Origin of the sequence: Stenotrophomonas sp. HMSC10F07, from assembly GCF_001807895.1 — a bacterium.
Classification (GTDB): Bacteria; Pseudomonadota; Gammaproteobacteria; order Xanthomonadales; family Xanthomonadaceae; genus Stenotrophomonas; species Stenotrophomonas sepilia.
Map to the genome: position 1 here is coordinate 24,048 of NZ_KV791320.1, position 24,045 is coordinate 48,092.

At 65.6% G+C, this 24,045-nt stretch carries 18 protein-coding genes; 10 read left to right on the forward strand and 8 right to left on the reverse strand.

Annotated features, from left to right (window positions below; genetic code table 11):
* Window positions 1-83: 83 nt before the first annotated feature.
* The 4 genes from HMPREF3114_RS01350 to HMPREF3114_RS01365 all read left to right on the forward strand — a co-directional run bounded on the left by HMPREF3114_RS01350 (window position 84) and on the right by HMPREF3114_RS01365 (window position 3,707).
* Window positions 84-1,055, forward strand: a complete 972-nt coding sequence (locus tag HMPREF3114_RS01350; RefSeq protein WP_053496735.1) for a LysR family transcriptional regulator — start codon at window positions 84-86, stop codon at window positions 1,053-1,055.
* A gap of 14 nt (window positions 1,056-1,069) precedes the next feature.
* Window positions 1,070-1,699: a leucine efflux protein LeuE gene (leuE, locus tag HMPREF3114_RS01355; protein ID WP_053496734.1), complete on the forward strand. Its 630-nt coding sequence runs from the start codon at window positions 1,070-1,072 to the stop codon at window positions 1,697-1,699.
* The gene (locus tag HMPREF3114_RS01360) at window positions 1,696-2,115 is read left to right on the forward strand and encodes a hypothetical protein (RefSeq protein ID WP_053496733.1); all 420 of its coding nucleotides are present in this window, start codon (window positions 1,696-1,698) and stop codon (window positions 2,113-2,115) included. Before leuE ends, HMPREF3114_RS01360 begins: the two co-directional genes overlap by 4 nt.
* 164 nt (window positions 2,116-2,279) lie before the next feature.
* Window positions 2,280-3,707, forward strand: a complete 1,428-nt coding sequence (locus HMPREF3114_RS01365; RefSeq protein ID WP_049417155.1) for an amino acid permease — start codon at window positions 2,280-2,282, stop codon at window positions 3,705-3,707.
* A 93-nt stretch (window positions 3,708-3,800) separates the two neighbouring features.
* Here HMPREF3114_RS01365 and HMPREF3114_RS01370 read toward each other — a convergent pair whose 3' ends face one another.
* Both HMPREF3114_RS01370 and HMPREF3114_RS01375 read right to left on the reverse strand, forming a co-directional pair.
* Entirely contained in the window at window positions 3,801-5,042 is a 1,242-nt protein-coding gene (locus HMPREF3114_RS01370) for a dipeptidase (protein WP_070488828.1), read from the reverse strand.
* Between the two features lie 138 nt (window positions 5,043-5,180).
* Window positions 5,181-6,350: a class I SAM-dependent rRNA methyltransferase gene (locus HMPREF3114_RS01375; RefSeq protein ID WP_005421231.1), complete on the reverse strand. Its 1,170-nt coding sequence runs from the start codon at window positions 6,348-6,350 to the stop codon at window positions 5,181-5,183.
* A gap of 302 nt (window positions 6,351-6,652) precedes the next feature.
* On the opposite strand from HMPREF3114_RS01375, the gene HMPREF3114_RS01380 reads away from it, so the two are divergent.
* Together HMPREF3114_RS01380 and HMPREF3114_RS01385 are read left to right on the forward strand one after the other, a co-directional pair.
* Window positions 6,653-7,615: a TerC family protein gene (locus HMPREF3114_RS01380; protein WP_010487446.1), complete on the forward strand. Its 963-nt coding sequence runs from the start codon at window positions 6,653-6,655 to the stop codon at window positions 7,613-7,615.
* 106 nt (window positions 7,616-7,721) lie between these two features.
* On the forward strand, window positions 7,722-8,492 hold the full coding sequence (locus HMPREF3114_RS01385) for a rhomboid family intramembrane serine protease (protein ID WP_053496731.1): 771 nt from the start codon (window positions 7,722-7,724) through the stop codon (window positions 8,490-8,492).
* Window positions 8,493-8,644: 152 nt separating this feature from the next.
* On the opposite strand, the gene HMPREF3114_RS01390 is transcribed toward HMPREF3114_RS01385, so the two are convergent.
* The 6 genes from HMPREF3114_RS01390 to rpmH form a co-directional block, all read right to left on the reverse strand.
* Complete coding sequence (locus tag HMPREF3114_RS01390) at window positions 8,645-9,751, reverse strand: glycerophosphodiester phosphodiesterase (protein ID WP_053496730.1); 1,107 nt, start codon at window positions 9,749-9,751, stop codon at window positions 8,645-8,647.
* Window positions 9,752-9,888: 137 nt separating this feature from the next.
* Window positions 9,889-11,238 carry a tRNA uridine-5-carboxymethylaminomethyl(34) synthesis GTPase MnmE gene (gene mnmE, locus HMPREF3114_RS01395; RefSeq protein WP_053496729.1) on the reverse strand — a complete coding sequence of 450 codons (1,350 nt, stop codon included), beginning with the start codon at window positions 11,236-11,238 and terminating at the stop codon, window positions 9,889-9,891.
* A gap of 3 nt (window positions 11,239-11,241) precedes the next feature.
* Window positions 11,242-13,911, reverse strand: coding sequence for a polysaccharide deacetylase family protein (locus HMPREF3114_RS01400; protein WP_053496728.1), 2,670 nt, complete (start codon window positions 13,909-13,911; stop codon window positions 11,242-11,244).
* A gap of 115 nt (window positions 13,912-14,026) precedes the next feature.
* Window positions 14,027-15,742, reverse strand: a complete 1,716-nt coding sequence (gene yidC, locus HMPREF3114_RS01405; RefSeq protein WP_053496727.1) for a membrane protein insertase YidC — start codon at window positions 15,740-15,742, stop codon at window positions 14,027-14,029.
* Window positions 15,742-16,236, reverse strand: coding sequence for a ribonuclease P protein component (gene rnpA, locus HMPREF3114_RS01410; protein WP_072168770.1), 495 nt, complete (start codon window positions 16,234-16,236; stop codon window positions 15,742-15,744). Before rnpA ends, yidC begins: the two co-directional genes overlap by 1 nt.
* Before the next feature lie 5 nt (window positions 16,237-16,241).
* Window positions 16,242-16,382, reverse strand: coding sequence for a 50S ribosomal protein L34 (rpmH, locus tag HMPREF3114_RS01415; protein ID WP_005411729.1), 141 nt, complete (start codon window positions 16,380-16,382; stop codon window positions 16,242-16,244).
* A 255-nt stretch (window positions 16,383-16,637) separates the two neighbouring features.
* On the opposite strand from rpmH, the gene dnaA reads away from it, so the two are divergent.
* The 4 genes from dnaA to gyrB all read left to right on the forward strand — a co-directional run bounded on the left by dnaA (window position 16,638) and on the right by gyrB (window position 24,001).
* The gene (gene dnaA, locus HMPREF3114_RS01420) at window positions 16,638-17,969 is read left to right on the forward strand and encodes a chromosomal replication initiator protein DnaA (protein ID WP_049417185.1); all 1,332 of its coding nucleotides are present in this window, start codon (window positions 16,638-16,640) and stop codon (window positions 17,967-17,969) included.
* A gap of 275 nt (window positions 17,970-18,244) precedes the next feature.
* Window positions 18,245-19,345, forward strand: coding sequence for a DNA polymerase III subunit beta (dnaN, locus tag HMPREF3114_RS01425; protein WP_005411731.1), 1,101 nt, complete (start codon window positions 18,245-18,247; stop codon window positions 19,343-19,345).
* Between the two features lie 989 nt (window positions 19,346-20,334).
* On the forward strand, window positions 20,335-21,429 hold the full coding sequence (gene recF, locus HMPREF3114_RS01430; RefSeq protein WP_053496726.1) for a DNA replication/repair protein RecF: 1,095 nt from the start codon (window positions 20,335-20,337) through the stop codon (window positions 21,427-21,429).
* Between the two features lie 112 nt (window positions 21,430-21,541).
* On the forward strand, window positions 21,542-24,001 hold the full coding sequence (gene gyrB / locus HMPREF3114_RS01435) for a DNA topoisomerase (ATP-hydrolyzing) subunit B (RefSeq protein ID WP_005421206.1): 2,460 nt from the start codon (window positions 21,542-21,544) through the stop codon (window positions 23,999-24,001).
* The last annotated feature ends 44 nt before the right edge of the window (window positions 24,002-24,045 follow it).

The following is a 24,045-nucleotide window of genomic DNA, read 5'->3' on the forward strand; positions in this document are numbered from 1 at the left end:
TCCAGTGGGGAAGGAGGCGACAGGTTGCGCCGCGCGCGGTCCCTCGGAAAGGCGCAGAATCGGGCAGCACTTTCACTCTGGCGATGAAGATGATCCGCTTCGACGATCTGCAGCTGTTCGTCCGCACTGCCGCACTGGGCAGCTTCTCGCAGGCAGCCCGCGAAGCCGACCTGCTGCCGGGGCAGGTCGCTGCGGCGGTGGCGCGGCTGGAACGCGAGCTGGACCTGCGACTGTTCGTGCGCACCACGCGCAGCCTGCGCCTGACCGGCGAGGGGGCGCTGTACCTGCCGTATGCGCAGGAGGTACTGGCCACCCTGCGCGAGGGCCAGGCGCGCGTGCAGGGCGAAGACGCCGAACTGCACGGCACCCTGCAGCTGTCGGCGCCGTCGGACTTCGGTCGAAATCTGCTGCTGCCCTGGCTGAGCGCCTTTCGCGCCGCGCACCCGCGGCTGCGCCTGCACCTGCGCCTGTCCGACGAAGTGGCCGACGTGTTCCGCGACCCGGTCGACGTGGCCATCCGCATCGGCCACTTCGACGACGCCAACTACGTCGCCCTGCCCCTGCTGGAAGGCAATCGGCGCATACTCGCGGCGTCGCCCGACTATCTGCAGCGGCGCGGCATGCCCACGCGCCTGGACGATCTGCGCGAGCATGATTGCCTGGTCTACCAGCTCAGTGGCCGCGCCTATGATCGCTGGTCGTTCGAGGTCGACGGGCGCCGCAGCGTGATTCCGGTGCGCGGCCCGTTGGTCTGCGATGACGCCGATGTGGTGCGGCGCTGGGCGGTGGCCGGCGAAGGCATCACCTACAAATCCTGGCTGGACCTGCGCGAGGATGTGCTTGCAGGGCGCCTGCAGCTGCTGCTCGATGGCATCGGCAGCCACATACCGTTGCAGCTGGTCTGCCCGCACCGCAAGCAGTTCTCGCCGGCGGTGCGGCAGCTGCACGCGCAGCTGCGCCAGCACCTGCAACCTCTGCTGTCTGGCATGCCCGAAGATCCTGCCGGCCCCCTGTCGCCAGTCCCGGCGCTGGCCGACAATGGCGGCCCCCCGTAAGAGAGAACACCGCCATGCCGTGGATGGGCATCCAGGACCTGTGGACGTTTCTGGTCGCCGTGCTGGTGTTTCTCGCCCTGCCCGGTCCCGGTACCTTCACCCTGCTGACCGCCACCGGCCGTGGCGGTGTGCGCGGCGGCTACACCGCACTGGCCGGCCTGCTGGTCGGCGACCAGATCCTGATGTGGCTGGCGCTGGCCGGCGTGGCCGCGTTGCTCAAGGCCAACCCGCTGGTGTTCCACGCCGTGCAGTACCTGGGTGCGGCCTACCTGGTGTGGGTCGGCATCGGCCTGCTGCGCACACCGAAGCACGAGGGCGGTGATGCCGGCCCGATCCGCATGCAGCCGGGCCGCTACTTCCAGCAGGCGATCCTGGTCAGCCTGCTCAACCCGAAGGCGATCCTGTTCTACATGGCCTTCCTGCCGTTGTTCATCGATCCGAAGGCACACCAGGGCATCGCCACCTTCGCGGCACTGGCCGGCATCATCCTGGTGGTCAGCATGGCCTACTGCTCGATGCTGATCGGCGTGGGCAACCTGGCCCGTCGCCGGCTGATCCAGCACCCGCGGATCAGCGACGCGCTGCGCCGCGTGGCCGGCCTGTTCCTGGTGGGGTTTGGCATCCGGTTGGGGCTGAACGGATGAACGGGCGGCTGCCGCTGCTCGGCCTGGCCCTGCTGTTCGCCGGCACCGCCTCTGGCGCCACCGTGCAGGACCATCGCTGCCTGACCGGCGGTCGCAACGGCAGCATCCACCTGGAATGGCGCTGGCTGGAGGACGGACAGTCCGACGTGCGCTACGCCGGCCAGCGCAAGCGCCTGCCCCTGCGCCGGATCTCGATGCAAAGCACGGTGCTGGCCGAAGATCGCCCGTACCAGTTCGACAGCGTCTGGGAAGAGCGCATCGATGGCCGCCTCAACGGCCGCTACCTGTTAAGTACCCAGGGCGCGCTGGTGCTGGACCTGCGCTATGAGCGTGCCCGTGACGGGCGCAGGAGCTCTTTTCACGACGACGTCGAGGCCTGGCAGGAAGACGGCTGCCACTGGCCCGCCATGCCCTGACGTCGCCCGGCGCGGGGGTCCGGCCTGCTTTATGCCGATTCCGGCAGCCTGATCGCGGTGCAGCGCGCGGCGCGTCGGGTATGACCCGCGTCAGTGGTAATGCTGCGCTGCGTTCGGTCACACTCGGGAACTTGTCGTTCTTAGTCACCCCTTCCGAGGCCTGCATGTCCCTGTTCCGGCGCAAGTCCCTAGATTCCGTCACCGTCCACGAAGCCGGCAGGCGTCTGATCCCGACGCTCAGCTGGCCGCACCTGATCGCGCTGGGCATCGGTGCCATCGTCGGTACCGGCATCTACACGCTGATCGGCGTGGGTGCCAACCTGGCCGGCCCGGCCGTGCTGATCTCCTTCGCCATCGCCGGTGCGGTCTGCGCCTGTGCGGCGCTGTCCTACGCCGAGCTGTCGACGATGATGCCGGCCGCCGGCAGTGCCTACACCTACAGTTACAGCGCGCTGGGCGAGGTGTTTGCCTGGGTGGTGGGCTGGAGCCTGATCCTGGAGTACTCGCTGGTGGTGAGTACGGTGGCGGTGGGCTGGTCCGGCTACTTCGTCGGCTTCCTCGAATGGGTCCACACCCAGTTCGGCTGGAACGTACACCTGCCGGCCTGGCTGGCAGCCGGCCCGCACGTGGAAGGCGGAATGATCAACCTGCCGGCGATCATCATCACCTGGCTGGTGGCCGGCATGCTGATGGCCGGCACCAAGGAAAGCGCCACGCTCAATGCGATCCTGGTGGTGTTCAAGCTGATCGCGCTGGCGATCTTCGTCGCCGTGGCCCTGCCCGCCTTCGACAGCGCCAACCTGCAGCCGTTCATGCCGTACGGCTTTGCCAAGTCGATGGGCCCCGATGGCGTCGAGCACGGCGTGATGGCGGCGGCAGCCATCATCTTCTTCGCCTTCTACGGCTTCGATGCGATCTCCACCGCCGCCGAGGAGACCAAGAACCCGGGCCGCGACCTGTCGATCGGCATCATCGGTTCGATGATCGGCTGCACCATCGTCTACGTGCTGGTGGCGCTGGCGGCCGTCGGTGCGATGAGCTACGCGGTGTTCGGCCACAGCGCCGAGCCGCTGGCGCTGATCATGCGCCAGCTGGGCCATCCGACCGCGGCAATGGTGATCGGCGTGATCGCGATCATCGCCCTGCCGACCGTGCTGCTGGCGTTCCTGTACGGCCAGAGCCGCATCTTCTTTGTGATGAGCCGCGATGGCCTGCTGCCGCGTGGTCTGTCCAAGGTCAACGCACGTACCGGCACGCCGGTGGCGACCACGTTGTTCACCGCGGTGGTGGTGTCGGCCCTGGCCGGCGTGGCGCGCCTGGACGAGATCGCCGCACTGGCCAACGCCGGTACCCTGGCCGCGTTCACTGCGGTGGGCATCTGTCTGGTGGTGCTGCGCCTGCGCGAGCCGAACCGCGAGCGTACCTTCCGCACGCCGCTGGCTTTCGTGGTCGGCCCGCTGGCGGCACTGGGCTGCATCTACCTGTTCATCAGCCTGCCGCACACCACCCAGCTGTACTTCCTGCTGTGGAACGTGGCCGGCCTGGTGTTGTACTTCCTGTACAGCCGCCGCCACGCACTGATCGCGAAGTAAACCGATCACCGGTAGTGCCGGCCGCTGGCCGGCAACCCGCATCCTCTTGACAGGGGCAATGCCGGCCAGCGGCCGGCACTACCGCAGGGCGCTTCAACCGCCCTGCTTTGCGGCGTAATCCTGCGCCTGGCGCATCACCCGCAGCAGGTTGCCGCCCCAGATGCCGGCAATCTGCTTCTCGGTATAGCCCTTGCGCAGCAGCCACGCGGTGATCTTCGGCAGCTGGCTGACATCGGGCAGGTCACTCAGTCCGCCACCACCATCCCAATCCAGGCCGATGCCCACGTGCTCGGGGCCGACCACCGTGAGGATGTGCTCGAAGTGGGCGAAGAAGTCGTCCAGGCTGGCGTGGCGCACCGGATGCTCATGGTCCAGCGCCTGTTCGGCCTTCAGCAGGGCAACGCCCTGTTCGATGCCCATGCCTTCCCAGCCGCCCAGCTGCTTGCTCAGCGCCTCCTCGGCCTGCTTGCGCTCGGGCGTCTTCGCCGTATCGATCAGGTAGCCGCCATAGGCGTTCACCTGGATCACGCCACCGGCCTTGGCCAGTTTGCGCAGGCGCGCATCGTCGAGATTGCGCGGATGGTCATAGACCGCCTTGGCCGAGCTGTGCGACAGCACGAACGGCACCGGCATCATCGCCAGCAGGTCGTCGAACACCGCGTCCGAGGCGTGCGACTGGTCGATCACGATGCCCAGCTTCACCGCCTCCCGTACCAGTTCCTTGCCGGCCGGGCTCAGGCCCTTCCACTCGGCCCCCTTGGGATCGGTGGCCGAATCGGCGAACTCATTGTTGGCGAAGTGCACCGTGCTGAGCAGGCGCAGGCCGGCGCGGTGGTAGAACGACAGCAGGCTGGGGTCAGCCACCAGCGGGCTGGCATTTTCCATGCTGATGTAGACCACGCGCTTGCCGGCAGCCTTGATCCGCGCTGCGTCATCGGCGGTCAGTGCCAGCGCGAAGCGCTCGGGATTGGCCGCCAGCATCTCGCGGATTTCCATCAGTCGCTGCAGGCCGTGATCACGCTCGGCCAGATGGGCGGTAGCGGTGCGGTCGCCCTGGTCGGTGTAGATCGCCCAGAAACCGCCGTCCAGCGCGCCTTCGACCATGCGCGGGTAATCGACCTGCGAAAGGGCGTTGCGGTCGTGGCGTTGCTCGATGTCGAAACCGCTGCGACCAAAGTTGGCCGGCGTATCCAGGTGGCTGTCGAGCGTGACCAGGCGTTGCTGCAGGGATTTGGCGCGGGCCAGTTCCTGCGCACTGAACTCGATGGCATGGGCCGACAGCGGCGCGCTCAGCGCCAGGGCAAGCACAACGGACAGACGACGCAACGATGGCATGGGCTCTCACCGGCATTGGGAAGAGCCCGACCATAGCGCTGCGGCCGCACATTGGGTAGCGCCGGGCCACGCCCGGCGGATCTTGAGGCCGTCAGGCAGATCAGCCGAGCATGGGCTCGGCTCTACAGCGTCCTGCGGTCAGTCCACCACGCGGCAGAACACGGCCTTGAGATAACGCGATTCCTGCACGTGGGCCATGAACGGATGGTCCGGACCGGCGCCGGCCACCTTCAGGATCTGGATCGTGCGGCCGGAGAAATAGGCCGCGCGGCGCAGCATGTCGAGGAACTGGTCCTCGGCCACCAGGCCGGTGCAGGAGAAGGTGGCGAACAGGCCGCCCGGCTTGACCACGCCCAGCGCAAGCTTGTTCATGTCCAGGTACTTCTTCAGCGCGGTGATGACCTGGTCGCGGTCGCGCGTCATCTTCGCCGGGTCCAGGATCACCACGTCGTACTGCTCGCCACGGTTGGCGGCGTCGCGCAGCCACGGGAAGATGTCGGACTGGATGAACTTCGGACGCACGTTGTTCAGGCGCGAATTGCCCTTGGCGATCTGGATCACGTCCTCGTCGATGTCGATGCCGATCACTTCCGAAGCACCACGCGCCGCCGCGTACACGGCAAAACCGCCGGTGTTGCAGCACAGGTCGAGCACGCTCTTGCCTTCCACCTGCTGGCTCAGCCACTCACGGTTCTCGCGCTGGTCGGCGAAGAAACCGGTCTTGTGCGCACCGGCCGGGTCGGCGCGGAACTTGATGCCGTACTCGGTGATCACCGACGCTTCGGTGGTGGTGTTGCCGTGGAAGTCGAAGCTTTCCTGCTTCTGCACGTGCTCGTCGGCGAAGCTGTGGAAGCGGCAGCCGGGGAACTGCTCGCGCAGCGCATCGTAGATCCATTCGCGGTGGCGGAACATGCCGGCGGCGAAGAATTCGACCACCACCAGGTCGCCGTAGCGGTCCACCACCAGGCCGGACAGGCCGTCACCTTCGCTGTGCACGACACGCCAGGCGTCGGACACCGCGTCGAGCTTGAGCACCTCACGGCGCAGCGACACTGCCTGGGCGATCTTGCGCGAGAACCAGCCGGCATCCACCGGTACGTTCTGGTCGGTTTCAAGGATGCGCACGGCAATGCGCGAGTGCCCGTTGTAGAACCCGCGGCCAATGAACTCGCCATCGATGCCGACCACGTCGACGATGGAACCGGGCTTGGGCCGGACGGTCGGCTTCTCGACCAGTTTCTGGAAGATCCACGGGTGGCTGGAGCGCCACGCATTCTTGAGGCGGACAACGGGAAGGGGGGTATTCATCCACCCATTGTAAACCGGGCGCCGGGGTCAGATCCCCGCAGGGGCTCCGACCCCAGTGCAGGGGCATTTGACGGCGGCCCGGCCAGGCGGCAGAATCGGCCCCAGAAGGGGAGTAGCTCCCAGACGTTGTCGCCGTCATTTCGAGCCCGCAGGCTCCGGTGCAACGGCAGTTCCAGCCGACTGGAACTGCGAGCGAGACCTTCGCCGTACTGGCGAAGCTCTGTCCCTGGATCCCCTCCCGATCCTCCGTTGCAGATCCTCGCCGTCCGGCCTGGCATTCATCTTTCCAACGGACATTCCCAATGCAGACGATCGGTAACGTGTGGTTGTGGGGCGGCTTCGCAGCGGTGGTGGTCATCGCCCTGCTGGTCGACCTCGTGTTGATGCGCCATGGTGGACCGCACAAGGTCACCTTCAAGGAGGCCCTGTGGTGGTCCATCGGCTGGGTCGCGCTGGCCCTGCTGTTCAACGCCGGCCTCTGGTACTACCTGAATGAGACCGCCGGCCAGGTCGTGGCCAACAAGGTCGGCCTCGAGTTCCTGACCGGTTATCTGGTCGAAAAGGCGCTGGCGGTCGACAACATCTTTGTCTTCCTGATGATCATGAGCTACTTCGCGGTGCCGGAAGAGCAGCGCCAGAAGGTGCTGATCATCGGCATCCTGGGTGCGATCGTGCTGCGTACGATCATGATCTTCGCCGGTAGCGTGCTGATCAGCCAGTTCCATTGGCTGCTCTACGTGTTCGGCGCCTTCCTGCTGTTCACCGGTTGGAAGATGTGGTTCGCCGCCGGCCAGGAGCCGGACCTGGAGACCAACCCGGCCCTGCGCTGGATGCGCAAGCACCTGCGCCTGCTGCCGGACTACGCCGGCAACGCGCTGAGCGTGAAGCGTGATGGCGTGCGCTGGTTCACCCCGCTGTTCGCCGTGCTGATCCTGATTGCGGTCACCGACGTGATCTTCGCCGTGGACAGCATCCCGGCGATCTTCGCGATCACCACTGACCCGTTCATCGTGCTCACCTCCAACGTGTTCGCGGTGCTGGGCCTGCGCGCGATGTTCTTCCTGCTGGCCGGCATGGCCGACCGCTTCCACCTGCTGCCGTACGGCCTGGCACTGGTGTTGGGCTTCATCGGCATCAAGATGATGATCATCGACCTGTTCAAGATCCCGACCCCGGTCTCGCTGGGCGTGGTCGCGGTGATCATCGCCGCCACCGTGGTGCTGAGCCTGAAGTACCCGCCGAAGGAAGGCGAAGGCCAGGCCTGAGCCTGATCCATTGAACGGCGCGGCCGGTGGGATTGTCCCGCCGGCCGCCTCCACTCTCCCGTTACGGTGGCCTTGGTTTCGCGCCAGTCACCGCCATTGCTGAGGTATGGACAACAACGCGCCCCTGCCCGCCGGCGACGTGCCGGCCCCCCGCAATGATCGCTCGCGCATCCTGCGGGCGTTCAATGTCAGCCTGGCCGCCGTGCTGGTGCTGGTGGCCGTGTTCGCCCTGCAGGGCACGTTCGACTGGCGACCGTGGGCGGTCGCACCGCTGGAAGCCAAGGGCCTGCTCGGCCTGATCGGCGGCCCGATGCTGCATGCCTCGGTCGAGCATATCGCCGCCAACAGCATCGCCATCCTGATCCTCGGCACGCTCGCCGGCAGCGTGTATCCGAAGGCCACCGTACGCGCGCTGCCCCTGCTGTGGCTGGGTTCGGGCCTCGGCGCGTGGATGCTGGGCAATCCGGGCAGCGTGCACCTGGGCGCCAGTGGCGTGACCCACGGCCTGATGTTCCTGCTGGCCAGCCTCGGCCTGCTGCGCCGCGACCGTGCGGCGATCGCCACCGGTCTGATCGGCATGCTGTTCTACGGCGGCATGCTGATGACCATCCTGCCGCACGCCGATGGTGTGTCCTGGCAGTCGCACATGGGCGGCGCCTTCGCCGGCATCATCGCCGCGCTGCTGTTCCGCAACGCCGACCCACTGCCACCGCGCCAGCGCTACAGCTGGGAAGACGAAGAAGACGAGGCCGAGCCGCTGTCCGACGACGAGCTGGAGCCGCCGTCACCGCAGCGCGTGCCGGTACTGTGGCAGCCGCGCGAGGGCCAGGACTACGTGGTGATCCCGTTCCGCCGCCCGGACGAACCGCGCAGCTAGGTGACGGTAGTGCCGGCCGCTGGCCGGCAACCTCATGAATCGGTAGTGGCCGACCTTGGTCGGCGCGGTTGTTGTGTGCCAACCAAGGTTGGCACCTACCAGAGCACACCGGCCCCCGGGTAGCGCCGGGCCATGCCCGGCGCGTGGATCGCTCAGTTCCCCGCCGCGCCCATCCCATCCACCGCTTGCCGGCCGAGCGCCGGGTCATCGGTGAAGAACGCATCGATGCCCGTCGCCAGGTAAGCCCGCATCTCGGCGATCGATCCCTCGGCATTGCGCGCGCTGTCGGCACCCTTGCGCAGGTTGCTGGGCTGGAAGTGGTTTTCCGGGCGGAAGGTGTACGGAACCACCATCAGGCCAGCGGCATGCGCATCACGTACCAGCGAGGTCGGCGTGCCCAGCGCGCCCTTGGCATCCAGTGGAATGATCGAACGCAGCTCGGGGCCGATGCCATCGGCGTAGCCGGCAATGTCCTTCAGGCCGGCCGGGGCCATCATCTGCGCATAGGTCAGCGCGCCGCCGGCCTTGGCGATGTCAGCCGGCTGGGTATCGCCCTTCCACAGCAGCTGCAGCAGCCGGATGTTGCTGCCCCGGCCGATCCTGCCGCGCAGGTAGCGCAGGTTGGCGGTCTCGAACGACTGGATGGTGACCGGCCCGACATTGGTGTACGCGTTGCCACGCAGTGCGGCCAGCAGCTTGTCTTCCATCGGCAGGCCGATGGACTGGAAGTAGGTCGGGTGCTTGATCTCCGGCACCAGGCCGATGCCGCGGTTGGCACGCCCGGCCTGCTGCACCAGGAAGGCCAGGATCTCGTCCAGGCTGGCGATGCGGAACTGCCCGTCGTAGGCGGTGCTGCGCAGTTCCGGCAGGCGCTCGCGCGCATAGAGGGTCTTCAGCTCGGCCAGTGTGAAGTCTTCGGTGAACCAGCCGTCGACCTTCTGACCATCGATCACCTTGCTGGTGCGGCGGCTGGCGAACTCTGGATGCGAAGCGACGTCGGTGGTGCCGCCGATCTCGTTCTCGTGGCGGGCCACCATCACCCCGTCCTTGGTCATCACCAGGTCCGGTTCGATGTAGTCGGCGCCATCGGCGATCGCCTGCGCGTACGACGCCAGGGTGTGCTCGGGCAGCAGTGCGCTTGCCCCGCGATGGCCGTAGACCGACACCTTGGGTGCGGCCGGGGTGGAGGATTCAGCACTCATGGCTACCGATGGTGCCACGGCCAGCGACAACAGCAACGCACAACCCCACGACTTCACTGCGACTTCCCCAAGCGGTATGTGATGGCCGTCAGTATGCGGCGGCAATGTGACAGGTGGGGGAAGCCTGCATCTGTAGAGCCGAGCCCATGCTCGGCTGACGGGAAGAACAGCCGAGCATGGGCTCGGCTCTACAGTTACTTCCCGATGCAGAAGCTCGAGAAGATCCTTCCCAGCAGATCATCCGCACTCATCTGCCCGGTGATCTCGCCCAGTGCGTCATGGGCCAGCCGCAATTCCTCGGCGGCCAGTTCCAGGTGCTCATGCGCCAGTTCGCCATCGGCGCGCTGCGCGTGTTCCTGCGCTCGCTCGATCGCGTCCACATGGCGCGTGCGCGCGGAGAACTCGCCATCCACCTGCTCCCCTGCCCCGGCCGAGGCAATCGAACGCAGGCGCGCATGCAGGTCGTCCAGCCCGGCGCCGGTGGCTGCCGAAACGAATACGCGGTCCGGGTCGTCCAGCGCCGGCAGCACACCGAGCAGGTCCGACTTGTTGTGGATGTAGATCTTGTGCGGCGCCGCTGCCACGGCGTCACCCAACGCCGCCTGCCCGGCCGCCGGATCGCGCGCATCCAGCACGATCAACGCCAGGTCGGTGCGCTCGATTTCCACGTGCGCGCGGCGCATGCCTTCGCGTTCGATGGCATCGCCACCGTCGCGCAGGCCGGCGGTGTCGACCAGGGTCAGCTCCAGGCCATCCAGGCGGATGGTCTCGCGCAGCGTGTCGCGGGTGGTGCCGGCGATGTCGGTAACGATGGCGCGCTCGCTGCCGGCCAGCGCATTGAGCAGTGAACTCTTGCCGGCGTTCGGCGGACCGATCAGCACCGCGTGCAGGCCATCGCGCAGGCGACGGCCGCGTTCGGCGTCGCGGCGCAGCAGGGCCAGATCACTGCGCGCCTGCTCCAGCCCACGCCGCACCTGCGCACCGCCGAGGGTCTCCAGCGGTTCGTCGGCGAAGTCGATGGCTGCTTCCACGTGGATGCGCAACAGCACCAACTGCTCGACCACGGCGTCGATGCGCCGCGAGAACACACCATCCAGCGAACGTCGCGCGGCGCGTGCGGCGCGGTTGTCGCCGGCCGCGATCAGGTCGGCGATGGCCTCGGCCTGGGCCAGGTCGAGCTTGCCGTTGAGGAACGCGCGTTCGCTGAACTCACCCGGCCGCGCCTGGCGCGCACCGAGCGCAATGCAGCGCGCGACCAGTTGCTGCAGCAGTACCGGGCTACCGTGCCCCTGCAGTTCCACCACCTCTTCGCCTGTGAAGCTGTTCGGCGCCGGGAACCACAGCACGATGCCATCGTCGATGACGTCGCCATCGGCGTCGCGCAGGCGCGCATAGTGTGCATGGCGCGGGCGCAGTGCAGGCGCACCCAGCGCGCGGGCGATCGCCGCAGCGCGCGAACCGGACAGGCGCAGAAGGCCGACACCGCCAGCGCCCGGAGCGCTGGCGATGGCCACGATGGTGTCGGTACGGATCGCGTCGTTCATGGTTCAGAGTTTCTCCAGCTGCGCGCGTGCCTGCGCGGCACCACTGCCCTGCGGCTGCAGCGCCAGGTAGGTCGTGTAGGCCTGCTTCGCCTTGGCCTTGTCGCCGGCGTTGAAGTAGGCATCGCCCAGGTTGAGATAGGCCACCGCACGCGACGGATCGATCTTCAGCGTGTTCTCCAGCCAGCGTGCGGCTTCAGCGTAGCGCTGCTGACGGTAGTAGACGAAGCCGAGGTTGTTGGCGGCCTGGGCAAAGTCCGGACGCAGCTTCAGCGCTTCGGTGAACTGCGCGGCTGCCTCGTCGTACTGCTTCTCGCGGTACAGCTGCAGGCCACGGTCGTTGGCCTGCTGCGCGCGCTGGCGGTCGGACGCCGGTCCGGCGGAGGGCACTACCAGCTTGGCCTTGCCGCCCTGCAGGTCAGCCACCGTCACCGGTGCCTGGCTGCCCTTGGCCTCGCTGGCGGCCTCCACCTTGTTGTTCAGCGCGATCGCATCGGCGGTCAGCTGGCGCGTATCGGCATTGAGGAATTCCTGGCTGTCCGGCACCTGGAACACGAACTCGCCGCCCTGCGAACCGGGCAGGCTGCCGAAGGCCGGGGTCTGGTGCGAGACCGCCGATACGGCCGGCGCCACGTAGGCGGCCAGCTCGGTACCGGTGATCAGGCCGTCGCCGTTGAGGTCACCCTTGCCGGCCAGCGCCTGCAGCAGCACCCAGGTGAACACCGAGTGGCCGTTGGGGCCGGCATCGGCCACCTGCTGGTCGGCACCCCCGGCGGTCAGCATCTGCCGCGCGCTGCGACGCGCGTTCTCGCGCAGGAACGACGACGACGACGGGCCGCCACGGGTCAGGCCCAGGCCGCTGTAGCAGGCATCCATCACGAACATCACATGCTTGGCCTGCATGCTTTCGGCGATGTTCTGGATGTCGGTCATCGCAATCGCGTCGGTGGCGAATTCCTTCGGATCCGAATCGACCGGGATGATGTAGCCGAGGTCGCGCCCGGAGGCGAGCTGGCGGGTCGCGCCATGGCCAGCGAAAAATACGAACACGCGGTCGTTCTTCCCGGTGCGATCGTCAGCCAGGCGGTCGTGGAAGGCCGCGAGGATGTTGTTGCGCGTGGCCTGCTCGTTCTTCAGCACGATCACCTGCGAGGACGGGAAGCCGAACTGCCCGGTCAGGGTATCGGCCACCGCCTGCGCATCATGGCTGGCGTATTCCAGCTTCGGCCACTTGGCGTAGTTGTCGATGCCGACCACGATCGCCCACGACTTCTCGTAGCCGGTGGTGACGGTGGCGGCAGCGGCATCACCCTTGCGCGCACGGGCCACGGTGAAGTCGCGGCCGTTCCAGCCGGCAAACTGGTAACCCTCGGCGATCAGCCGGTCGAGGATCTGCGGCAGCGCCTTCACTGCGCGATCGTGGATGTCATGGAACAGGATGATGCCGCGCTGCTCCTTGTTCACCTGGTCGAGTACGCGCTGCACGATCGATTCCGGCACCGGGTCGGCCCAGTCCATCGAGTCGATGTTCCACATGATCGACTTCAGCCCGGCTTCGTTGAGCAGCTGCAGGCCTTCGGCATTGCGCGCGCCGTACGGGAAGCGGAACAGCGGCGCGCGCTTGCTGTCGACATCCTTCAGCAGCGTGTCGGTGTCCAGCACCTGCTGGCGCAGGGCGTCGCCGGTGGTGCGCGACAGCTGGGCGTGGGTCAGGCTGTGGTTGCCGACCGCATAGCCCTGTTCCATCAGGTTGCGGCTGATCTTCGCCATCGGGCCGAGGCTGACCTTGCCATCGGCCTCGACCTTGCCCAGGTTGCGGCCCACTTCGAAGAACACGCCCGGCACGTCGTAACGCTTGAGGATGGCCACCACTTCATCGGTGTAGGCCTTGTGCGGACCGTCGTCGAAGGTCAGCACCACGGTCTTGGCCGGCAGGTCCCGGCCGAAGATCTCGCGGTCACTGTCCTTCATCGACATCGGATACGGCTCGATCACCCCGTAGTCGCGCAGGATCGCTTCACGGCTGTAGTCCTTGTGCAGGTGGGCGATGTAGTCGTCCCACTTCTCGCGCTTCAGTTCGATGGCGCGGGTGCGCTCGAAGCGGCTGAAGATGCGGGTCAGTTCCTGGTTGTAGTTGCGCTCGATCTCATCGAGCGCTTCCAGATCCTCACCGATGCGCTGGTGCAGCTTCACCGCCGGCAGCGAGGAATCGGTGCCGACCCGCTCATGCAGGTCACGCAGCACTTCACGGAAGGCCAGGCGATCGGCGTCGAACAGTTCCGGCGCAGACTCGATGTAGTCCAGCACCGTGCCGAGAGTGGCAAAGCGCTGCGGGCTGGAACCGCGCAGCAGGGTGTCGAACTGCGCGACGATGGTCGTGCGCTGTTCCAGGCCATCGTGGAACAGCTGCTGTCCCACACGCGTGGAGGTGCCACGGTCGGCGGTCGACTGCTGCTCCTCGTCGGCCAGCAGCACGATGATCCGGCGGTAGCCATCGAGCTGCTTCTGCAGCGCCGCCAGCAACGGCGCAGCGGCAGGATCGGCGGCGGCCGCAGCCTGCGCGCTCGCCTGGGTGACGGTGGTCGCCGGCACCTTCGCGTCCTTGTCGCCGCAGCCGGCAACAACCAGGGTCAACAACAGCGAAGGCAGGAACAGTCGGAACGACGACGCACGCATGGCGGACTCGAAGATGGGAGGAACGGTGTGCAGGCGATTCTAACGCCGCATGCGAAAAGCCCGCCTTGCGGCGGGCTTTTGCTGCGATCAGCCGGCCAGCGGCCGGCTCTACCGATTACTTCTTTTTGACCGGGGCCGGAGCGGTGGTGGCCGGGACCGGCTCGCCGCCATGGCGCTTGGTCATCCACCACTGCTGCAGCAGGCCCAGGCCGCCGTTGACCACCCAGTACAGGACCAGGCCGGACGGCATGAAGGCCATCATGACGCCGAACACCAGCGGCATGAACTGCATCATCTTCTGCTGCATCGGGTCCATGCCCGGTGCCGGGGTCAGCTTCTGGGTGAACCACATCACCGCCACGTTGATCACCGGCAGGATGAAGTACGGGTCGCGTGCAGTGAGGTCCTGGATCCAGCCGAACCAGGGCGCCTGGCGCAGTTCGACCGATTCCACCAGCACCCAGTACAGGGCGAAGAAGATCGGCATCTGGATGAGGATCGGCAGGCAGCCGCCCATCGGATTGATCTTTTCCTTCTTGTACAGCTCCATCATCGCGGTCTGGAACTTCTGGCGGTCATCGCCATAGCGTTCCTTCAGCTGCGCGATGCGCGGCTGGAAGCGACGCATCTTGGCACCGCTCTTGTACTGGGTCGCCGACAGCGGGTACAGCACCAGCTTCAGCAGCACCACCAGGCCGACGATCGCCCAGCCCCAGTTGCCGACCAGCTTGTGCACCTGGTTCAGCACCCAGAACAGGCCCTGGCCGATCACCGCCATCATCGAGAAGCGGCTGTAGTCGACCACGCGGTCCAGGCCCGGCACGTCTTCCTTGGCAATCAGGTTGACCAGCTTCGGGCCGACCCACAGGCGGGCTTCGGTGCTGGTGGACTGGCCCGGGGCCACGGTGAAGGCCGGGCCACGCGCTTCGATCAGGTCACGACCGGCCACCTGCGACAGTACGTAGTGTGCGGTCTGGTCCTTCTGCGGGATCCAGGCGGTGAAGAAGTGGTGCTGCAGCATCGCCAGCCAGCCGCCGGTGATGTTCTGGTTGAGCGTGCCGTCTTCCAGGTAGTCCTTGAACGCACGACGCTGGTACTTCTTGTCGTTGTCGTACCAGGTGGCACCGTTGAAGCTGAAGGAGTCCGGGTTGGTCATGCTCCGCGACAGGATGGTCGGGGTGCGGTCCAGGGTGCGGTAGACGTAGCCGTTCCACGGCGCGGCGCCGGCATTGCTGACTTCGTCCTTGAAGCGCACGGCGTACTCGTTGCGCGAGACAGTCAGGGTGCGCTTGATGGTCACGCCGTTGTCGGCAGTCCACACGAACGGGATCTGCAGCTCGTTCTGGCCCTTGGCCAGCACGAAGTCCTTGGTGTCACCGACCAGCTTGAAGCCGTCGGCGCCGGGAACCGGGGTGTTCTTGTCTTCGCTGGCCCAGCCACTGATCGCGCTGTACGGATGCGCGGGGTCTTCGGTCAGCAGGCGAACCGGCGGGCTGCCTTCGTCCTTGGTCTGCGGGAACTGCAGCAGCTCGGCGTCGAGCACGCGGCCACCATCAAGCACCAGGCGCAGCACGTCGGTGGTGACGGTCACGCGCTGGCTGGCCGGGGTGGCACTGGCCTGCGCCTGCACAGCGGCCTGGCCCGGGGCGCCCGGGATCTGTGCACTGGGAATGCTGCCCGAGGCAGCGCCCGGAACACTCTGTACGGCAGCCGGGGCCGACGTGGTCGTCGGTGGCGGGGGCGGAGCAGCCTTTTCACGGCTCCACTCCATCCACAGCAGCACGGCCACCATCAGCCAGGCAAAAATGAGGAATACGCGGGTCTGGTTCATCAGCGGACAGGCTCGGCGGGGCCGGGACGCGATGCCGGCTCGGTCAAAGAAGGAGTTGCGATGCCATCAGGCGGCGGCATTGTGCCGTCCACGCCCGGCGCGGGCAATGCACGCAGGCGACGCAGCAGGCGCAGGAAGGCCTGGCGGATCTCGTCGTTGCTGGCGGAACGCGCAGCACTACGGGCCACGACGACGAAGTCGCCTGGCTGGATATCGGTACGTGTCTGACGCAGGATGTCGCGCAGGACGCGCTTGATCCGGTTACGCCCAACGGCGTTCGGATCGACCTTGCGGGAAACCGCCAGACCCAGCCTGGCCGGCCGGTCAGCCGGCAGCCAGTGCAGGGTCATCAGCGGATCGGACACACGGCGGGCGCCGTTGAAGACCGTTGAGTATTCGGCACGCGTGCGAACCCGCGCAGAGCGAGGGAATCGCTTGCGCGGGTCTGCAGTATTCACTGTCGAAGGGATTGCGTCTGCCGCAGGGTGCGGCATGGCAATCAGGCGCTCAGGACTTTGCGGCCCTTGGCGCGGCGACGCGACAGGATCTTGCGGCCGTCAGCGGTCTTCATACGGGCACGGAAGCCGTGGTCGCGCTTACGCTTGAGGTTGCTGGGCTGGTAGGTGCGCTTCGTGGCCATTGGGGGCCTCTCGTATGAATGGGACGGAAAGAACCGGAAATTCTAGAGAGGTCTCCCCCCTCACGTCAACCCCTGGGGACTACGCGAATTCACCGGGCTGTGCAATAGCTGTGGATGTTTTTGTGAATAAGTAGGGGACAAGCATTCCGAAGGCGGGCGCTCGGTGGTAGTCTGAGCCATCCATTTCCCCCCTTTCCGGCCTGTGTTTGGGCGCCTTGTCGCGTCCATGCCCCGGCCACCGGACGATTATTGCTGATGGATGCCTGGTCCCGTAGTCTCGAGCGCCTCGAAGCGGAGTTCCCGCCGGAAGACGTTCATACCTGGTTGAAGCCGCTGCAGGCCGATCTGCGCGTGGACAGCCTGGTGCTGTATGCACCGAATGCCTTCATCGTCGACCAGGTCCGCGAGCTGTACCTGGCCCGGATCCGTGAACTGCTGGCTCACTTCGCCGGTTTCAGCGACGTTTTTCTTGAAATCGGCTCGCGCCCGCGCCCCGTGGAGGCGCAGAACGCGCCGGTTTCCACGTCGTCGGCGCCTGTGTCCAGCGAACCGCAGGTGCCGTTCGCCGGCAACCTGGACAATCACTACACCTTCGCCAACTTCGTCGAAGGCCGCAGCAACCAGCTGGGCCTGGCCGCTGCCTTCCAGGCAGCGCAGAAGCCGGGCGACCGGGCCCACAACCCGCTGCTGCTGTACGGAGGCACCGGCCTGGGCAAGACCCACCTGATGTTCGCCGCCGGCAACGCGATGCGCCAGGCCAATCCAGGCGCGAAGGTGCTGTACCTGCGTTCGGAACAGTTCTTCAGCGCCATGATCCGGGCCCTGCAGGAAAAGACCATGGATCAGTTCAAGCGCCAGTTCCAGCAGGTGGACGCGCTGTTGATCGATGACATCCAGTTCTTCGCCGGCAAGGACCGCACGCAGGAAGAGTTCTTCCACACCTTCAACGCGTTGTTCGATGGCAAGCAGCAGATCATCCTGACCTGCGACCGCTATCCGCGCGAGGTCGAAGGCCTGGAAGCGCGCCTGAAGTCACGGCTTGCCTGGGGCCTGTCGGTCGCGATCGAACCGCCGGACTTCGAGACCCGCGCCGCGATCGTGCTGGCCAAGGCGCGCGAACGCGGTGCTGAGATTCCCGATGATGTTGCGTTCCTGATCGCCAAGAAGATGCGCTCCAACGTGCGCGACCTCGAGGGCGCGCTCAATACCCTGACCGCCCGCGCCAACTTCACCGGCCGCGCGATCACCACCGAATTTGCCCAGGAAACCCTGCGCGACCTGCTGCGCGCCCAGCAGCAGGCGATCAGCATTCCCAACATCCAGAAAACCGTTGCCGACTACTACGGCCTGCAGATCAAGGATCTGCTGTCGAAGCGTCGGACCCGCTCGCTCGCTCGCCCCCGCCAGGTTGCCATGGCCCTGACCAAGGAACTGACCGAGCACAGCCTGCCCGAGATCGGCGACGCCTTTGCCGGTCGCGATCACACCACGGTGCTGCATGCCTGCCGCCAGATCCGGACCCTGATGGAAACCGACGGCAAGCTCCGCGAGGACTGGGACAAGCTGATCCGGAAGCTGAGCGAATGATGCACGGATGCCGATGAGGCGTCATCGCACAAAACGGTGCAGAATCCGGTAGCAAGCGCGGGACACGTTGTGGATAAAAATGGCGTCTGAAATCCCGTCGAATTTATCCACAGCTTTCCCCACCCCTTGGGGGTCGGTAATACAGAGGGTTTCGACGCCTGAAACTCCTTTATTTACAAAGACTTAGCATTGTTTTCCAGCGATTCTGTCTCTACCAGCACCACCAAGCTTTTGATTTATTCCACATTTTTTAAAGCATAGGGGCACGGAACCACATGCGTTTCACACTGCAGCGCGAAGCCTTTCTCAAGCCGTTGGCACAGGTCGTCAACGTGGTCGAACGCCGCCAGACCCTTCCGGTTCTGGCCAATTTCCTGGTCCAGGTGCAGAACGGCCAGCTGTCGCTGACCGGTACCGACCTGGAAGTGGAGATGGTGTCGCGGATCGCGGTTGAAGACGCCCAGGACGGCGAAACCACCATTCCCGCCCGCAAGCTGTTCGAGATCATCCGCGCCCTGCCCGATGGCAGCCGGATCACCGTCTCGCAGACCGGAGACAAGATCACCGTGCAGGCCGGTCGTAGCCGCTTCACTCTGGCAACCCTGCCCTCCAATGACTTCCCGTCGGTTGACGAAGTGGAAGCCACTGAGCGCGTGGCCATCGGCGAAGCGACCCTGAAGGAGCTCATCGAGCGCACCGCGTTCGCGATGGCGCAGCAGGACGTGCGCTATTACCTCAATGGCCTGCTGTTCGATCTGCGCGGTGACGCCCTGCGTACCGTTGCCACCGACGGCCACCGTCTGGCGCTGTGTGAAACCGACCTGGCCAAGCCGAGCGGTTCCAAGCGCCAGATCATCGTGCCGCGCAAGGGCGTGACCGAGCTGCAGCGCCTGCTGGAAAGTGGTGATCGCGAGATCGAGCTGGAAGTCGGCCGCAGCCACGTCCGCGTCAAGCGCGACGATGTCACCTTCACCTCCAAGCTGATCGACGGCCGCTTCCCGGATTACGAAGCGGTGATTCCGATCGGTGCCGACCGTGAAGTGAAGGTTGATCGTGAAGCGCTGCGCGCCTCGCTGCAGCGCGCTGCGATCCTGTCCAACGAGAAGTACCGCGGCATCCGCGTGGAAGTGTCGCCGGGCAACCTGAAGATCAGCGCGCACAACCCGGAGCAGGAGGAAGCCCAGGAAGAGATCGAAGCCGATACCACGGTCAGCGATCTGGCCATCGGCTTCAACGTGAACTACCTGCTGGATGCCCTCTCCGCCCTGCGCGATGAGGAAGTCATCATCCAGCTGCGCGACTCCAACTCCTCTGCGCTGGTGCGTGAGTCCAGCAGCGAGAAGTCGCGCCACGTGGTCATGCCGCTGCGTCTCTGACATCAGCCCGGTTCCACGTGGAACATAACGACGCCCGGGAAGCTCCCGGGCGTTTTTTTTTACGTTCCACGTGGATCATCGGGCTGAACACTTTCCAGCACGGATTTCGAACGGACAGCATCTTCCTTGATGGACCCGGTTGCGTGCGCTTTGCTTCCCAGGCCGAACTGGCGACGGGACTTTGAGTCGATGCCAGGGACTGCCTCCGAATCATGTTTGATCGGGGCCGGTACCTGGGGTCTCAACGCAGTTGCTATGGACCTGGCTGGTCGGATGCCGAAGCGAATCGACGCTACGGCGACCGTGCTCGCTGTTCCTGAAATCCTCTCTGTCCACAGGACCCATTCGGGACAGATCGGGCCAAGCCTAGCTTCTAAATCTGGGTATAAATCTAAAGCATGGTGGTGATGGTAGAGCCAGATTTCGTGGAAAAATGTGTTATCTGCATGATTTAAAAGGAATTTATGAGGGCGAAACCCCCTGTATAGACGCGTCTCAGGCTGGGGGGGAACCTGTGGATAGTTTCCAGACCCAGGCAAAAGGGCTTTTTTATCCACAGATTGCCCATACCTTGTGTATAAGTCATACAGCCCCGCTGTGGACAGCGTGAAACGAATGGTCCGGATTCTTTGAAATCTGTGGAACCTCGCAGGGCATCGGATCTCAGATTTGGAGGAAACCGGGCGCCCGCCCGCTCACCCGGCCGGGCAAGCGCTCATCAAACACCTGCGGCAAGTGGTCTTGAAATCGTTGAAATCTGGCGGGCCACGCCCCGCAACCCTGTGCAGAATTGAAGGAATTTCAGCTGCGTCCGGAGCTGGAAACGGGCATGCCGGTGAACCGGCGCCACGTGGAACCCGCGATCAGTTGGTGCGCGGGAGCTTCTGCTCCGCATCGATGCGGGTGCAGCGCGTCCGGCTTGACCGATGCAGTAAGCTGATGGATTCCCTTCCCCTCTACCGCCTCGAGCGGATGGTCGTTCGCGCCCCATGCTTATCCGCCGCCTCGCCTTGCACCAACTGCGTCGCTTCAGTGCGGTGGATCTCTTGCCCCAGCCGGGGCTGAACCTGCTCACTGGCGACAACGGTGCCGGCAAGACCAGCGTGCTGGAGGCCCTGCATCTGATGGCCTATGGCCGGAGCTTCCGCGGCAGGGTTCGCGATGGACTGGTGCGCCAGGGCCAGGAGGCGCTGGAGATCTTCGTGGAATGGGACGAACAGCGTGCCGACCACGCGCCGCATCGCCGAAAGGCCGGCCTGCGCCACAGTGGGCAGGAATGGAAGGGACGATTGGACGGTGAAGATGTGGCTCAGCTCGGCAACCTCTGCGCAGCGCTGGCGGTAGTGACGTTTGAGCCCGGCAGCCATGCGCTGGTCAGCGGCGGTGGCGAGCCCCGCCGTCGCTTCCTGGATTGGGGTTTGTTCCACGTGGAACCTGATTTCCTGTCCTTGTGGCGCCGCTATTCAAGGGCGCTGAAGCAGCGCAATGCCCTGCTCAAGCAGGGCGGCCCGTCGCGGATGCTGGACACCTGGGATCACGAGTTGGCTGAGGCCGGAGAGCCCCTTACCAGCCGGCGTCAGCACTACCTCGAGCGGCTGCAGCAGCGTGCCGTGGCGCTGGCTGCCAGTTTGGCGCCGCAACTCGGCATCCAGGCCCTGGAACTCAGTCCGGGCTGGCGTCGGCATGAGCTTCCCCTGGCAGATGCGCTGCTTCTGGCCCGGGATCGTGACCGCCAGGCCGGGTACACCTCGGTTGGGCCGCACCGGGCGGACTGGAGCGTGGATTTCCACAGCATTCCTGGTCGCGATGCATTGTCACGCGGTCAGGCCAAGCTGACCGCATTGGCGTGCCTGCTGGCGCAGGCCGAGGACTATGCAGAACAGCGCGGCGAATGGCCGGTGATCGCACTGGACGATCTGGCCTCCGAACTGGATCGTACCCACCAGGCGCGGGTATTGGAGCGCCTGCTCACCGGACCGGCGCAGATCTTCGTCACCGCTACTGAACCTCCGGCGGCCCTGCAGGAATTGACCCAGATCGCCCGGTTCCACGTGGAACATGCACAGATCGTGGCTGTGCCATAGTGGGCACATCAGGGCCACTCGACCCCGGCTGGTATAATTTGGGTTGGAATCCTTTCATTCTCGGCACATCGCCCCAAGCGGTGCCCGACCTGCGGAGCCTACGGCAAGCGCAATGAGCGACGAACAGAACACCCCGGCAAACAACGGCAATTACGACGCCAACAGCATTACCGCCCTGGAAGGCCTGGAGGCTGTCCGCAAGCGACCCGGCATGTACATCGGTGACGTGCATGACGGCACCGGTCTGCACCACATGGTGTTCGAGGTTGTCGACAACTCGATTGACGAAGCGCTGGCCGGCCACGCCGACCATGTCGCGGTGACGATCCACGCTGACGGCTCGGTCTCGGTGTCCGACAACGGCCGCGGCATTCCGACCGGCAAGCACGAGCAGATGAGCGCCAAGCTCGGTCGCGAGGTCTCCGCCGCCGAGGTGGTGATGACCGTCCTGCATGCAGGCGGCAAGTTCGACGACAACAGCTACAAGGTTTCCGGCGGCCTGCACGGCGTCGGCGTCAGCGTGGTCAACGCGCTGTCGCAGAAGCTGCTGGTGGACGTGTTCCAGAACGGCTCCCACTACCAGCAGGAATTCAGCAACGGCGCAGCCGTGACCCCGCTCGCCAAGCTGGAAGCCACCACCAAGCGTGGCACCACCGTGCGCTTCTGGCCGTCCACCGTCGCCTTCCACGACAACGTGGAATTCCACTACGACATCCTGGCCCGCCGTCTGCGCGAGTTGTCGTTCCTGAACTCCGGCGTCAAGATCGTCCTTGCCGACGAGCGTGGCGACGGCCGTCGCGATGACTTCCACTACGAAGGCGGCATCCGCAGCTTCGTGGAGCATCTGGCCCAGCTGAAGACCCCGCTGCACCCGAATGTCATCTCCGTCACCGGCGAGCACAACGGCATCGTCGTGGAGGTGGCGCTGCAGTGGACCGACTCCTACCAGGAGACGATGTACTGCTTCACCAACAACATCCCGCAGAAGGACGGCGGTACCCACCTCGCCGGTTTCCGCGGTGCGTTGACCCGCGTGCTCAACAACTACATCGAGCAGAACGGCATCGCCAAGCAGGCCAAGATCAACCTGACCGGCGACGACATGCGCGAAGGCATGATCGCGGTGCTGTCGGTGAAGGTGCCGGATCCCAGCTTCTCCAGCCAGACCAAGGAGAAGCTGGTCAGCTCCGACGTGCGTCCGGCGGTGGAAAACGCCTTCGGTGCGCGCCTGGAAGAGTTCCTGCAGGAAAACCCGAACGAAGCCAAGGCGATTGCCGGCAAGATCGTCGACGCCGCGCGTGCACGTGAAGCCGCCCGCAAGGCCCGCGACCTGACCCGCCGCAAGGGCGCGCTGGACATCGCCGGCCTGCCGGGCAAGCTGGCCGACTGCCAGGAAAAGGATCCGGCGCTGTCCGAACTGTTCATCGTCGAGGGTGACTCGGCAGGTGGCTCGGCCAAGCAGGGCCGCAACCGAAAGAACCAGGCGGTGCTGCCGCTGCGCGGCAAGATCCTCAACGTGGAACGCGCGCGCTTCGACCGCATGCTGTCCTCCGACCAGGTCGGTACGCTGATCACCGCGCTGGGCACCGGCATTGGCCGTGACGAGTACAACCCGGACAAGCTGCGTTACCACAAGATCATCATCATGACCGACGCCGACGTCGACGGCGCCCACATCCGCACCCTGCTGCTGACGTTCTTCTACCGTCAGATGCCGGAGCTGATCGAGCGCGGTTACGTCTACATCGGCTTGCCGCCGCTGTACAAGATCAAGCAGGGCAAGCAGGAGCTGTACCTGAAGGATGATCCGGCGCTGGACAGCTACCTGGCCAGCAGTGCGGTGGAAAACGCCGCGCTGGTGCCGGCCACCGGCGAACCGGGCATCGAAGGCCTGGCACTGGAGAAGCTGCTGCTGGCGTACGCCGCCGCGCTCGATTCCATCGAACGCAACGCGCACCGCTATGACCGCAACCTGCTCGAAGCGCTGGTCGATTTCGTGCCGATGGACATGGACAGCCTGCGCAATGCGGGCGAAGGCGAAGGCCTGGATGCGCTGGCCAAGCGCCTCAACCAGGGCAGCCTGGGCAGCCCGCGTTTCAGCCTGGAACTGCAGGACGCCAACGAGGAACGCCCCGCCGCTGTGCTGGTGACCCGTCGCCACATGGGCGAGGAGCACATCCAGGTGCTGCCGATGTCGGCGTTCGAGAGTGGCGAACTGCGTGCGATCCACCAGGCCTCCAAGCTGCTGCACGGCCTGGTGCGCGAAGGTGCAACGATTTCCCGCGGCGCCAAGTCGATCGAAGTCGACAGCTTCGCGAAGGCGCAGAACTGGCTGCTCGAGGAAGCCAAGCGCGGCCGCCAGATCCAGCGATTCAAGGGTCTGGGTGAAATGAATCCGGAGCAGTTGTGGGATACCACGGTGAACCCGGAGACCCGTCGCCTGCTGCAGGTGCGCATCGAGGATGCGGTCGCTGCCGACCAGATCTTCAGCACCCTGATGGGCGATGTCGTCGAGCCGCGTCGCGACTTCATCGAAGACAATGCGCTGAAAGTCGCCAACCTGGATATCTGACACAATCGGGACCTGGCCGGTGCGCGGGGAGCTGCACCGGCCTT

What these genes read in the sequence shown, in the direction of transcription:
- HMPREF3114_RS01350 (WP_053496735.1), top strand. Translation starts at nt 84, where the DNA reads ATGAAGATGATCCGCTTCGACGATCTGCAGCTGTTCGTCCGCACTGCC.
- leuE (WP_053496734.1), top strand. Translation starts at nt 1,070, where the DNA reads ATGCCGTGGATGGGCATCCAGGACCTGTGGACGTTTCTGGTCGCCGTG.
- HMPREF3114_RS01360 (WP_053496733.1), top strand. Translation starts at nt 1,696, where the DNA reads ATGAACGGGCGGCTGCCGCTGCTCGGCCTGGCCCTGCTGTTCGCCGGC.
- HMPREF3114_RS01365 (WP_049417155.1), top strand. Translation starts at nt 2,280, where the DNA reads ATGTCCCTGTTCCGGCGCAAGTCCCTAGATTCCGTCACCGTCCACGAA.
- HMPREF3114_RS01370 (WP_070488828.1), bottom strand. Translation starts at nt 5,042, where the DNA reads ATGCCATCGTTGCGTCGTCTGTCCGTTGTGCTTGCCCTGGCGCTGAGC.
- HMPREF3114_RS01375 (WP_005421231.1), bottom strand. Translation starts at nt 6,350, where the DNA reads ATGAATACCCCCCTTCCCGTTGTCCGCCTCAAGAATGCGTGGCGCTCC.
- HMPREF3114_RS01380 (WP_010487446.1), top strand. Translation starts at nt 6,653, where the DNA reads ATGCAGACGATCGGTAACGTGTGGTTGTGGGGCGGCTTCGCAGCGGTG.
- HMPREF3114_RS01385 (WP_053496731.1), top strand. Translation starts at nt 7,722, where the DNA reads ATGGACAACAACGCGCCCCTGCCCGCCGGCGACGTGCCGGCCCCCCGC.
- mnmE (WP_053496729.1), bottom strand. Translation starts at nt 11,238, where the DNA reads ATGAACGACGCGATCCGTACCGACACCATCGTGGCCATCGCCAGCGCT.
- HMPREF3114_RS01400 (WP_053496728.1), bottom strand. Translation starts at nt 13,911, where the DNA reads ATGCGTGCGTCGTCGTTCCGACTGTTCCTGCCTTCGCTGTTGTTGACC.
- yidC (WP_053496727.1), bottom strand. Translation starts at nt 15,742, where the DNA reads ATGAACCAGACCCGCGTATTCCTCATTTTTGCCTGGCTGATGGTGGCC.
- rnpA (WP_072168770.1), bottom strand. Translation starts at nt 16,236, where the DNA reads ATGCCGCACCCTGCGGCAGACGCAATCCCTTCGACAGTGAATACTGCA.
- rpmH (WP_005411729.1), bottom strand. Translation starts at nt 16,382, where the DNA reads ATGGCCACGAAGCGCACCTACCAGCCCAGCAACCTCAAGCGTAAGCGC.
- dnaA (WP_049417185.1), top strand. Translation starts at nt 16,638, where the DNA reads ATGGATGCCTGGTCCCGTAGTCTCGAGCGCCTCGAAGCGGAGTTCCCG.
- dnaN (WP_005411731.1), top strand. Translation starts at nt 18,245, where the DNA reads ATGCGTTTCACACTGCAGCGCGAAGCCTTTCTCAAGCCGTTGGCACAG.
- recF (WP_053496726.1), top strand. Translation starts at nt 20,335, where the DNA reads ATGCTTATCCGCCGCCTCGCCTTGCACCAACTGCGTCGCTTCAGTGCG.
- gyrB (WP_005421206.1), top strand. Translation starts at nt 21,542, where the DNA reads ATGAGCGACGAACAGAACACCCCGGCAAACAACGGCAATTACGACGCC.